Here is an 11,768-nt window from a genome sequence, read left to right on the forward strand (position 1 = left end):
AACCTGTTAACAGCTTATCATATTGATAAGTCATCAACAGGAAAAATTATAGAGCCATTAGGTCAAGCAACCGTTTTGGTTATGTTTTTATTTTGGATATTCAAAGTAAGTAAAAAAGCTATCTCCCTTTGGAAATAGCTTTTTTGTGATGTGAGAAATATTACTTTCTTAGTATGTTATATAGTTTGTTATTTAAACATGCAAGCATTATTTGTAAAAAACCAATAAATGTTATTTTTCAATTAAATTTTCAAATTCGTCTAGACGTTTTGCAAAAGTATTGAATGCATCTTCTAAGTAGTCAGGTTTAGTCATATCAACCCCAGCCCTCTTCATGATTTCAGTTGGGTAGTCGCTAGATCCTGCTTTTAGGAAGCCGATATAAGCTTTTCTCTGTTTATCTGTTCCGTGAACAACCTTATTAGCAAGTGCACTGGCAGCCGCAAATCCGGTAGCGTATTGGTAGACGTAAAAGTCATAGTAGAAGTGGGGAATTCTTGCCCATTCCTTAGCAATGTTGCCACCAGGCTCAACCGCATCCCCATAATAATGTTGGTTCAGATTGCCATAGAACTGGTTTAATTTGTCTACCGTTAATGGTTCACCCTTGGCGTCAGCTTCATGAATAAACTGCTCAAATTCCGCAAACTGTGTCTGCCTGTATAAGGTACCCTTAAAGGAATCAAGGTAATAGTTCAAAATGAAGGCTTTGGTTTTAGGATCTTTAATATGGTCTAAAAAGTATTCCGTCAAAATATTTTCATTAGTAGTTGAAGCAATTTCGGCCACAAAGATAGGATAGTCACCGTAAACGTAAGGCTGATTCTCCCGCGTGTATAAGCTGTGAACGGAGTGGCCTGTTTCGTGGACTAAAGTATAGAGTGAATCGATATTGTCTTCCCAATTAAGTAGTTCGTACGGGTCAGTATCGTAGCAGCCACCGGAATATGCGCCGGTAACTTTATTTTGTGACTCGACAACGTCAATATCACGGTTATTAAAGATGTAGTCAACGTGCTTAAGGTAATCATCGCCAAGTGGAGTTAAAGCTTTCTTAGCCTCTTTTTTGGCTTCTTCGAAGGTATAAGAAAGTGCGGGCTTTCCAGTTAACGGAACGTACATGTCCCACATTTGCAAATCCTTTAATCCCAAGATCTTTTTACGAAGGGCAACGTACCTGTGCAGCAGGTCTATATGATCATTAACTTCCTTGATTAAGGTGTCATAAACTACTGTTGGGATACCATTTTCTGCGAGGGCGGCACTGCGGGCAGAATCATAGTTGTGTACGCGTGCATTATAATTGTGCTCTTTTACAACCCCAGAAAGAGTTGAGGCCAGGGTGTTTTCAAATTGACCGTAAGTTGCATACATGACATCGAAAGCACCCTTACGGACATTACGATTTTGAGACTGGATGAGTTGCGAATATAGTCCGTCGGTTAGCTGTACCATTTGTCCATCATCAGTTTGAACGTAGCCATATTCCATATCAGAGTTGGTTAAGACGTTAAAGGTGTTTTCGGACACACCCATCGCGTCTCCAGCTCCTGCTATTAATTTTTCTTCATTAGCGGGCAAGGTATGCGGACGTTTCTTAGTGATTTGTTCAAGCCAGTGGTCGTAATTCTTTAATCTTGGTTCATCTTTTTTAAATTGCTGAAGTTTTTCATCAGAAATACTCAAAACTCCCGGATTAATAAAGGAAGTGTTCGTTTCAAATTGGCTGGCCAAGCTTTGTACCTGGCTGACATAGCCTAAATAATGCGCATCAGATGTATCTACGTCGCTAGCCATGCTGGCATATGTGTAAACTTTTTCTAAATGACGGGCCACAGCCAATATTTTGGTTAAAGCATCGTAAAGATCTTTCCCGGATTTAGTAAAGTTTCTTTTTAAGTTGCTTAACCTTTGCACTGCGCTTTTTACTTTGTTATATTCATCTTTCCAATCTTGGTCGGACTTGAAGACGCGGGTAAGGTCCCATCTCAAATTTTCTGGAACTTCTGCCCTTTTTGGAATTGCCATAAAAATGCTCCTTTATCTCTTATGTACTGCATATGCTAGCGGCATGTGTGCCAAAAAGCAAAAAATAAGTTATTATTAATTATCACTAATAATATTTTATCCGTCGTTTAAAAGTGGTACAAATAAACTTGTATAATTTTTGAAGGGAATAATTTATATAATGGATCCACATTCCGAACGTAGAGAAGATTATCGTGCGCGGCACTCATTAAATCTTCATCGCAATCGTGCTTTTGCCGCTCCCACAGCGGCGTTAAAGCCGGGTAACAAATTTGCCCGCTTTGTCGGGGTTGTAATGACTTTAGTAGTCTGTTTTGGGCTTGCTTGGGCCGCTCATATGTATTTTACGGTTCACAGCGCAATTGATGGTAACAGTGGCAGTAACTCAGCCACTTCAGCTTTGATTGCTAGCAAACGGCCAATTTCTGTCTTGATTCTTGGGGTTGACCAGGGAATCGAAGGTCGGCATGATCAAGGTAATTCCGATACCTTAATTTTGGCAACGGCTAACCCGGATAAGAATACAGCAACGATGACGTCAATTCCTCGTGATACTTTGGTTAACGTATTAGGTGACCCGGGCAATAAGTACTTTATGTACCGGGTAAATTCAGCCTATGAAGTTGGCGGCAGCAAAGCTTCTGTTAAGACGGTTTCTTCCTTATTAAATGTACCGGTTAATTATTACGTTGAAGTTAATATGAAGGCATTGCGCAGTTTAGTTAGTGCCGTTGGTGGGGTTGATGTTGACGTACCATTTGATTTTAGCTATGACTGGGCAACTTTCCACAAAGGTAAGCAACACTTAGATGGACGGCATGCTGTAGCCTATGTTCGTATGCGTAAGGAAGATCCACGCGGTGATTATGGCCGGCAGATGCGGCAGCGTCAAGTAATCCAAGCGGTTGCCAAGAAAGCAATGTCAGTTGATACCATTAGTAATTACCGTAAATTAGTCAAAATTTTTAATAAATACATTAAAACTAACTTGACCTTCAATGATATGTTTGCCTTAACCATGAATTACCGTGACTGTTCTAAGAGTCTTAAGAGTGGTTATATCCAGGGCCATGATGCCTGGATTAATGGTGCTTCGATTCAGGTGGCTCCTACTGATGAATTACAGAAGATTTCTGATCGGGTACGAACCAACTTAGAATTAAATAAGGAAACGTTGAATAATGAAGAGACGCGGCAGAACGAATTGAATGAAAAGTATAACCACATTAAATGGAAGGATCCTGATGCCTTTACTAATTACCAGATTTATGACCAAAATTCTGATACACCAACTGGTGGTTCCGGCATGGGAAGCGGCAGTAGTGATACTGGTACAAATAGCGGATCACCAAATTCCAGTTCAAATAGCAAAGAAAAGGGCTGGAATATTTTCAAATAATTGCTGTTAATACGAGCATCCTGATAATAAAGGGTGCTTTTGTTATATTAGAAAAGGGATGGATCTGCTATGATAGGCTTAGCCGCAAATCTAGCTGGAGCAGTAATCGGTACTGTTATTGGCTGTTTATTTAAAAAACGAGGAATCAGCAAACGTTATGAAAATGCTCTTTATGGTGCCGTTGGTTTGGCTGCACTCGGCATCGGAATAGAGAACGTTACGGAAAATTTGCCTAAAAGCCACTATCCCGTTTTGTTTATCATTAGTTTGGTTGTTGGTGCCTTAATTGGTACCTGGCTGAATTTGGATAAACACTTTACCAATTTAATCAGTAAGTTTGGCGGGTCAAAACTGGCTAGCGCAATTGTGTCAGAAACACTGCTCTTATGTATTGGTGCTCTGTCAATGGTCGGCCCGGTTATGGCAGCGATTAAGAATGATAATACGATGCTGCTGACAGCAGCTGCACTGGTTTTTGTCTGCTCAATTATTTCTGGTGCCGGCTTTGGCTGGGGTATGCTGACGGTTCCGCCCATTTTACTTGCTTGGCAGGGTGGTATTTACTTAATTGCCAAGTACATTTCAGCCGATTTCTTTACTGGCCCGGTTGTGGTTGAAATTTCATTAGTCGGTGGCTTTTTAGTTATCGCCACTGCTTTTTCCTTACTTAAGATTAAGGATATTAAGACGCTAGATTTTTTGCCAGCCCTATTTATTCCGGTCATCTTTTTTATTATCAAGAATCTTACCGGCTGGTTTTAGTAAATTAGAGGAGAAAATAATATGCAAAAACACAATCTTTTTCCGGTTATTTACGGAATAATTTCGGCACTTATTTCTTTTATCGCGGTTGCCTTTATTTGTCTGCGTACTTTTAACATGAACACCTCACTGGCAGTTATTGTTGCTGGTCTTGTTGCAATTGCCTTTTTTATTTTGTCCTGGTTTCGCGGACACGCCTCAGTTGAGATTAAGCGGATCGCGTACAAGTATAAACTGACCGATCAAGAATTAGCCAAAATTACGGGTTTGAAAGCAAGTGATTTTCCGATTTACCATGATAAATTGCAATTGATTTTGCCAAAAAGATATTGGCCGCGGATTTTGGATGCATTACAAAAGTATGAAAAAGAACGTGAACAAGCTAAATTTTAGTTATAATGAAAAAGAATTTGTGAAAAGGGATGAACTATGAGTCTGTTAACTGTTAAAGATTTAAGCCAAAGTTTTATTGATAAGACTCTCTATGAGGACGCAAGTTTTGCCCTCAATAAAGACGACCATATGGGTGTTACTGGGCAAAATGGGGTAGGAAAATCTACCTTGATTAAGATTCTGACGGGTGAAATGATTCCTGATAAAGGCCAGGTAAAGTGGCAAAACAATGTGAGTGTTGGTTACCTTGATCAGTATGCAAAATTAAGTCCCGGTGTAACTATTCGGGGCTTTTTACAAACAGCTTTTACTAAACTATATGATAAAGAAAAGCAATTAAATGACCTTTACGCTGAGTACGCCAAAAATGGTGATGATAAACTTTTGCAAAAAGCGGGTAGGGTCCAGACCTACCTTGAAGAGAACAACTTTTATGATATTGATACAGAGATTGAACAGGTTGCTTCGGGATTAGGCTTAGCTGAATTAGGTTTTGATCACGATGTTTCTAAGCTATCGGGTGGTCAGCGTTCTAAAATTATTTTAGCTAAATTATTACTGCAAAAGCCGGATGTACTGCTGTTAGATGAACCGACCAACTACCTTGATGTCTCCCACATCGATTGGTTAGTGGACTATTTGAATAACTTTAAGGGAGCCTTTATCGTTGTTAGCCACGATTATGACTTTTTAGGGCAAATTGCGAACTGTATTATCGACGTTGATTTTGGTACCATTACCCGTTACACAGGGACTTTGAAGCAGGCTTTGCGGCAAAAGAATGCTAACCGTGATACTTACATGAAGGCATATGCAAACCAGCAGCGTAAGATTACAAAGACAAAAGCTTACATTCGCAAGAATAAGGCCGGTTCACGTTCTAAGAGCGCCAAGTCACGAGAAAAACAACTGGCGCATATGGACGTTTTGAATCCACCTAAAAATAACCGCAAAGTAAGGTTTGAATTTCCATACGTGGCAACGGCTTCTAACCTTTTGTTACAGACACAAAATCTAGTTATTGGTTATGACAAGCCTCTGGTCAAAGAACCTTTCAATTTTTCTGTTGGTGGCGATGAAAAAGTAGCTATCACCGGTTTTAACGGGATTGGTAAGACCACATTGCTTAAAACATTGTTAGGTCAGCTCAAGCCCATCAAAGGTTCTTATGAACTTTCTGTTACTGCTAAAATTGCCTACTTTAAACAGGATTTGGCTTGGCCAAATAACAATATGACTGCACTGCAATACCTGCAGGAAGAATTTGAACGTAAAAAGCCGAAAGAATTGCGTGGTGCATTGGCTCGAATGGGTTTAACCGCTCAACAGGCAATGAGTCCACTGAAAAAGTTATCCGGTGGAGAGCAAGAAAAGGTTAAATTAGCTAAGATGCAATTTGAGCCTTCGAATTTGCTCTTCCTTGATGAACCGACCAACCACCTGGATACAGATACCAAGGCTTCATTACGTAAGGCGATTGTGAACTTCCCGGGTGGAGCAATTATTGTCAGCCACGAGCGTGATTTCTTCCGTGGTGACTGGGTTGATAAAACCATCGATATTGAAACGATGAACGACTAATTTTTTAAGGGAAAAACTATGTCTGATAAGAAGAACATAAAATATTACCAAGAAGTATTGGATGTATGTTTAATTGCTGGACGGTTGATGATTGAAGGCGGCAGTGAAATGTACCGGGTTGAGGATACTATGCTGCGAATTTCACGTAATGCCGGTGTTCATGATCCGCAGGTATTTGCAACTCCAACCAGCGTTATCATGAGTTTAGATGGCTGTGATCTGTCGCGAATAGAGCAGGTTAAAGAACGTAATATTAATTTGGAATTGGTTGACCGGGTTAATTCATTATCAAGGGAATTTGCTGCTAAAAAAATCACTTTGGATCAGCTTAAGCAAAAAATTATTGATGTTGCTAATGGCATACCTTATTTCCCAATGTGGTTGCAGGTAGTCGGAGCGGCTGTTTTAAGTGCTACTTTGATGGTGCTTTTTATGGATGATTATGATTGGATCGATTTTCCGGCTGCAGCAATCGTCGGTGCACTTGGTTTTATTACTTTTTATTATTTTAAAAGGTTTACGAATGTGAGGTTCTTGTCAGAATTAATTGCCGCCATGACGATGGCCTTAGTAACAATTGCGATTACCCATGTTTTTCATGGTATGAGTACCGATAATATTCTAACCGGTGCCCTTATGACACTGGTGCCTGGCTTAGCTTTGACTAACGCTTTGCGCGATCTGTTTGTGGGCGATATTCTTTCCGGTATGGTACGAATGTGTGAGGCCGCGTTAACTGCCTTTGCTTTAGGCGGTGGTGTTGGTATTGTTATTAAGTTTTTGGGGGCGTAAAAAATGCCATTTTGGTTAGAAATAATTATTAATGTAGCTTTTTCTTATTTAGCCTCCGTAGGATTTGCATTAACCATTAATGTGCCCCACCGCGCTTTGAATTTAGCTGGAATTAGTGGTGCCGCTGGTTGGATGGTTTACTGGTTTGCCAATCGTGCTAGTATGGGACGAATGTTGTCCAATTTATTAGGTGCTTTTATTGTTGGGATTTTGGGACTACTGTTTTCGAGAATAAAAAAATGTCCGATGACAGTTTTCAATATTCCTACAATTGTTCCGCTGGTGCCGGGGCTGCCGGCTTATCAGGCTGTGCGGGCTTTAGTTTCAGGCAACCTTCGCAGTGCAAGTGATGCGATTTTGCGGGTTGCGGTTGTGACCGGTGCGATTGCGTTAGGAATGCTGCTTTCAACTATGTGTACGGAAATGTTTTACCGGACTAAACGGTATTATCAAAAGAAGAAATTTTACATTAAAAATAAAAGCTAGTATAATCAATACTGCGAGTCGACAAAAAACGCGAGATGCGTATATTTTGAAGATAGGGGACATCCACCTTAACTGGCAGACACGGGAAGTGTCGATGTTGGGCAAGCTGATGTGAACAGCGGTTGTCCACACGTTTTCTTTTGAAAACGGGCCTCAAAGTTAAAAGAGCAAGTTTTTCGGAGCTTGCTCTTTTTTATGCAATATATAAGGCTTGTTTACCCTGCTGATTGTAGCTGTTTTCTACATGATTCCATTTCACTTTTTCGTTTTTTACGCCAAATGGATTATTTACGTAGACTGTGCGCGTCTTTTTATCATAACCTGTGATTACGCATGCATGTGAAGATGGCGTCACGTGGACAGTCTCTTGGGCCGTCTGCCATGTCTGCATGTCATTAACTTTATTGAAAGTGGTAGTGGTGATAATTAAAACGGGATGATCATTTGAGACTAGTTTCATTACTTGAACGAAATCATGGCCACTAAAATTGCGAATGTGGTTAGTGTATTTTTGCGCTACCTTTTGTAAGGGTTCATTGCTGACGCACCAACCGGCATTGGCAATGGTCATGTGGCCAACGAATCCTACGTGGGGATTGCCACGATATTTGCCGTTGTCGGTAAAAGAGGGGACATGATCAATGTTTTGCGCCAATTCTAATTTATTTACTTTAATATCATAATAATTGAGCAACATTGAAAGCGACGTTACTTCACAACCGTTGGGCAGTTCTGGAAACTGATTTTCTAATGGTACATTTAATTCTTGCTTAGGTTTCAGGGTCATCCAATCCCATTGATCTCTAATTTGGTTAAAATCTAAACCAATTATAATTATTAGGAGCGTGATAATTCCAACTATGCTGTAGGTTATCTTTTTATTAAAGCTTCTTTTCTTCTTCATACTGCTATTTAACCATGAAAAACTAGGTATGACTATTAAAAAATTAAGACATAATAAAAATCGCCCACATAAATGTGAGCGATTTTTAAAAGGGTTGTCTAAATCATAACCATAATGTTGTTAGCAAGGAATTAGTTATGTTGACTAGCACTTGAGCTTGCGTCAGCACCTTTAACGTCCATGCCTTCAACATCCATACCAGGCATCCAAACCTCATCTGCTGGAACACCTTTTTCTTTAGCAAAGTCTTCAGTCATAGTCTTCATGTCCATTAACTTATACTTCTTGTCTGGTTCCTTAGGATCAACAATTTGGATTTGTGCCATCATACCGGCATCTTCGTGTTCGATAATGTGGCAGTGGTACATAAATACTCCTGCGTTTTGGAAGTAAACCTTCAAACGAACAGTTTCTTGTGGAGCAATTTCAACTGTATCCTTGTAAACGTTCTTTTCGTTAGGATATGGGTCATGACCATTACGTGAAATGACTAAGAAGTGAGCACCGTGAATATGGAATGGGTGAAGCATACCGTGTTCTTTATCATTGGTGTTTGTTACATCCCAGTATTCAGTACTCATCAGCTTTTGCTTCATATCAATTCTTTGCATTGAGAAGCGCTTGCCGTTGATCATATCGTGGTTGTCCATAGTGACTTTACGGACTGGTGCATCTGGAGCAACTTCTGGATCTTTAGGTGTAAACAGTGTATCAGGGATAACACTATCATCTTTCTTGAAGCTGTGAATTCTAAATTCAACTAATTTGAAGTCGTCAGTGTAAAGATTTACAACGTCGCCGTCTTTGTACTTGCCAAAATCAACAACAACTTGTTGACGTTCACCTGGTCCAATTAAAACTTTAGTCAACTTAATTGGGTGCTCCAAGAATGAATCGTCACCGGCAATTTGGGTCATAACCAAATCATCGCTAAAGTGTAATCTCCACTCACGACGGTTAGAACCACCTAAGAAGAGTAGACGTACCTTTTGGGTAGTTACGTCAACGTATGGCTTAACAACAGCGTTAATTACTGGAGTATCACCAAATACACCCATTGGATCGTAATCTGCACGGTAATCTAATTGGTTATCCTTGTGGAATGTCCGGTCTTGTAAGACGATTGGGAATTCATCAACACCATAAGTCTTAGGAATAGGAAGCTTTGCTTCGTTATCGTCAGTAACAACAACACCCATTGCCAGGCCTAACCATACTTGCATAGCAGTTGATGGACATGGGTGAGCGTGTAACCAAGTTAAGGCTGCAGGTTGCTTAACAGTGAATTCAATCTTCTTTTCAGTACCAGGATAGATTGGTGCATGACAACCACCATCAACAACTGGACCTGGAACTTCCATACCATGCCAGTGGAAACTGGTTAATTCTGGTAAACTGTTCTTAAGTGTTACATGAACATGTTGACCAGTCTTAAGAACAATTGTCTTACCAAGAACTGGGAAGTTGTATCCCCACGTATGGGTCTTCTTGCCTGGCAAAAATTGGAATTCGCCTTCCTGTGCATCGATTGTGAACCAAATGTCGTTACCTTCTTGCTTATCTGGTTTCAGTACTGGTGGAACGATAAGTGGAGCAGGCTTTACATCTTCTGGCATATGAAGCTTTTTGTAACCGGCGTGGTTCTTGTCAAAATCTTCTGAGTTATAGAAATAATCTGTATAAACTTTATCCGACATATTTCTCGCCTTTCACTAATGAAAAATCTTTATCAAATTTTGCTATTTACAGTATCCAATCTACACTTAGTGAAAGCGCTTGTAAATAGGGCAAATGTTACAAAATTTTAAATAACGATATAATAGTCTTTACATTTGGAATAATACAATATTTGTTATTTAAAAGCAATAGTTAAGATGCCAAAAACACGATGATTTAAACGTTAATCTGTATTCGAACTTAACTGCTAGTTTGTTTTTAAAAACAGGTGTTTTTTTAAAAATAAAAGAAAATAAATTGTTTTTACGGCAATTTTTGATTATTGTAGTAGAAAGACTAATAACTAATTTTAAAAAGGAATATTTGGTTTGAAAATTAATTTAAAAGATTTAACCGAAAAAATTGAAAAAGAAGATTATTTGCAGGACCTTGAAACTGTTAAATATGCAGATATCAGTAAATCAAAAACTAAACTTAGGTCTTATGCTGAGAAAATGGTTAAAGAGACTGTGACTGCACTTAAACAGGATTCGCTGGTTCAGACGGAACTTGCGGTGACTGGTCAGCGTCCGGTGACTTTTGCATTGGAAACTAATATCATTAATCTTCCTTATAGCAATTATAAAAAGATCGCTAATTTCTTTGATGAGGGGAAAGATTACGAAGTTAACGTTTACTTTGAAACTCGGTCGGAATATGTAAATGTTTCGCATTTTCGTATTGATCAGATTGCTACGGATGAAGAGATTTTAGCAAATGAAGATGAAATTGTTACTAAACTAGTTGATGGGATCACGGAAAAACTCAAAGTGGTAAGGACTTACAAGAAGCCAGAGCCTAAGAAAAAGACGACCACTCGCAAGACTACTAGTAGAAAGAAAACTACAACTAAAAGAAAAACAACTAGAAAATCTAGTACGACTAAGCGGGCTACAAGGACCAAAGCAAAAGCTAAGAAATAAGTTGAAAATAAAAGAGGAATTTTAAACTACTTAAATTCCTGTTTTTACAATATAATAAAGAAGACAGCAGGAGGATCTTCGTTATGATTAGCTGGAATTTACTTGGTATCTTATTATGGGTTATCGTTATTCTTTATTTGGTGTTTATCATTCAAAATATTCGAAAACGCCGAATTACGATGATTATCAATCAACACAAACGTTTTACTTGGCCTAATTTTATTTTAGATATAGTAGAAGTACTTGTTTTGCTTCTGGCAGCAGGTTACATGTTTAGTAGAACATTTTTGGATAATCCGGATCTTGAAGATAGCAATAAGATTACTTCATCGATCCAATACCAGCCATTAGTTATGAAAACTGGTGTGGGTAATTCAAGCTACGTAACCATTGATTCACGCAAGAAGAAGATTGGGACGCAAACTTATACTTATTATCGTGCGGGCAACAAGGTAACTGTTTCTAGTAATGCCGCTACAGTTGTTTATGGCGATAAAGCTATGGACATTAGCGCTGAGAAAATTCCGTATAAAGAAAACGAATTGAAGCAGATGGATAAGAAGTATCAGCGTGCCTATGTTGCTGTTTATACTGCCAGGTATAAGAAAAATTGGCAAAACGGAATAGGGATGCATGCTGGTCATATTGCTACCCGTTACTATTTGATTCGCATCCCTGATCCTTCATTTATTAAACAGAATAAAAAGTAAAAGAATACCAGATGATTTTGTGAACTGAGACCTAAAAATTAGACAGTTTAAAATACAGGATTAATAGAGGCTTG

General features: G+C 39.0%; 11 protein-coding genes. 8 read left to right on the forward strand and 3 right to left on the reverse strand.

Translation table 11 applies throughout. The features are described 5' to 3' along the window. Nucleotides 1–231 precede the first annotated feature (231 nt). The gene (gene pepF / locus FC77_RS06375) at nucleotides 232–2,028 is read right to left on the reverse strand and encodes an oligoendopeptidase F (protein ID WP_056970748.1); all 1,797 of its coding nucleotides are present in this window, start codon (nucleotides 2,026–2,028) and stop codon (nucleotides 232–234) included. Between the two features lie 160 nt (nucleotides 2,029–2,188). On the opposite strand from pepF, the gene FC77_RS06380 reads away from it, so the two are divergent. The 6 genes from FC77_RS06380 (at nucleotide 2,189) to FC77_RS06405 (ending at nucleotide 7,441) form a co-directional block, all read left to right on the forward strand. Continuing rightward, nucleotides 2,189–3,427 (forward strand): LCP family glycopolymer transferase, encoded by a 1,239-nt coding sequence (locus FC77_RS06380; protein ID WP_054682138.1) that lies wholly within the window; start codon nucleotides 2,189–2,191, stop codon nucleotides 3,425–3,427. A 69-nt stretch (nucleotides 3,428–3,496) separates the two neighbouring features. Further along, nucleotides 3,497–4,189: a DUF554 domain-containing protein gene (locus tag FC77_RS06385; RefSeq protein ID WP_056970750.1), complete on the forward strand. Its 693-nt coding sequence runs from the start codon at nucleotides 3,497–3,499 to the stop codon at nucleotides 4,187–4,189. A gap of 21 nt (nucleotides 4,190–4,210) precedes the next feature. Continuing rightward, nucleotides 4,211–4,582: a hypothetical protein gene (locus FC77_RS06390; RefSeq protein ID WP_056970752.1), complete on the forward strand. Its 372-nt coding sequence runs from the start codon at nucleotides 4,211–4,213 to the stop codon at nucleotides 4,580–4,582. 36 nt (nucleotides 4,583–4,618) lie between these two features. Continuing rightward, a complete protein-coding gene (locus tag FC77_RS06395; protein ID WP_054682136.1) occupies nucleotides 4,619–6,163 on the forward strand; it encodes an ABC-F family ATP-binding cassette domain-containing protein in 1,545 nt (514 codons plus the stop codon). An 18-nt stretch (nucleotides 6,164–6,181) separates the two neighbouring features. Beyond that, complete coding sequence (locus tag FC77_RS06400; protein WP_056970754.1) at nucleotides 6,182–6,955, forward strand: threonine/serine exporter family protein; 774 nt, start codon at nucleotides 6,182–6,184, stop codon at nucleotides 6,953–6,955. Between the two features lie 3 nt (nucleotides 6,956–6,958). Continuing rightward, complete coding sequence (locus FC77_RS06405; RefSeq protein ID WP_056970756.1) at nucleotides 6,959–7,441, forward strand: threonine/serine exporter family protein; 483 nt, start codon at nucleotides 6,959–6,961, stop codon at nucleotides 7,439–7,441. A gap of 193 nt (nucleotides 7,442–7,634) precedes the next feature. On the opposite strand, the gene FC77_RS06410 is transcribed toward FC77_RS06405, so the two are convergent. Beyond that, the gene (locus FC77_RS06410; RefSeq protein WP_056970759.1) at nucleotides 7,635–8,345 is read right to left on the reverse strand and encodes a C39 family peptidase; all 711 of its coding nucleotides are present in this window, start codon (nucleotides 8,343–8,345) and stop codon (nucleotides 7,635–7,637) included. 131 nt (nucleotides 8,346–8,476) lie between these two features. Beyond that, nucleotides 8,477–10,042: a multicopper oxidase family protein gene (locus tag FC77_RS06415; protein ID WP_056970761.1), complete on the reverse strand. Its 1,566-nt coding sequence runs from the start codon at nucleotides 10,040–10,042 to the stop codon at nucleotides 8,477–8,479. A 348-nt stretch (nucleotides 10,043–10,390) separates the two neighbouring features. Here FC77_RS06415 and FC77_RS06420 point away from each other — a divergent pair, with 348 nt between their 5' ends. Further along, nucleotides 10,391–10,984 (forward strand): hypothetical protein, encoded by a 594-nt coding sequence (locus FC77_RS06420; protein WP_056970763.1) that lies wholly within the window; start codon nucleotides 10,391–10,393, stop codon nucleotides 10,982–10,984. Nucleotides 10,985–11,067: 83 nt separating this feature from the next. Then, entirely contained in the window at nucleotides 11,068–11,694 is a 627-nt protein-coding gene (locus tag FC77_RS06425) for an LVIS_2131 family protein (RefSeq protein ID WP_054682135.1), read from the forward strand. The last annotated feature ends 74 nt before the right edge of the window (nucleotides 11,695–11,768 follow it).

Source organism: Lactobacillus acetotolerans DSM 20749 = JCM 3825, from assembly GCF_001436775.1.
In the GTDB taxonomy this organism is placed as follows: Bacteria; Bacillota; Bacilli; order Lactobacillales; family Lactobacillaceae; genus Lactobacillus; species Lactobacillus acetotolerans.

Coding starts and splice junctions, on each gene's coding strand:
- FC77_RS06405 (WP_056970756.1), top strand. CDS start 6,959: ATGCCATTTTGGTTAGAAATAATTATTAATGTAGCTTTTTCTTATTTA.
- FC77_RS06410 (WP_056970759.1), bottom strand. CDS start 8,345: ATGAAGAAGAAAAGAAGCTTTAATAAAAAGATAACCTACAGCATAGTT.
- FC77_RS06415 (WP_056970761.1), bottom strand. CDS start 10,042: ATGTCGGATAAAGTTTATACAGATTATTTCTATAACTCAGAAGATTTT.
- FC77_RS06390 (WP_056970752.1), top strand. CDS start 4,211: ATGCAAAAACACAATCTTTTTCCGGTTATTTACGGAATAATTTCGGCA.
- FC77_RS06400 (WP_056970754.1), top strand. CDS start 6,182: ATGTCTGATAAGAAGAACATAAAATATTACCAAGAAGTATTGGATGTA.
- FC77_RS06395 (WP_054682136.1), top strand. CDS start 4,619: ATGAGTCTGTTAACTGTTAAAGATTTAAGCCAAAGTTTTATTGATAAG.
- pepF (WP_056970748.1), bottom strand. CDS start 2,028: ATGGCAATTCCAAAAAGGGCAGAAGTTCCAGAAAATTTGAGATGGGAC.
- FC77_RS06425 (WP_054682135.1), top strand. CDS start 11,068: ATGATTAGCTGGAATTTACTTGGTATCTTATTATGGGTTATCGTTATT.
- FC77_RS06380 (WP_054682138.1), top strand. CDS start 2,189: ATGGATCCACATTCCGAACGTAGAGAAGATTATCGTGCGCGGCACTCA.
- FC77_RS06385 (WP_056970750.1), top strand. CDS start 3,497: ATGATAGGCTTAGCCGCAAATCTAGCTGGAGCAGTAATCGGTACTGTT.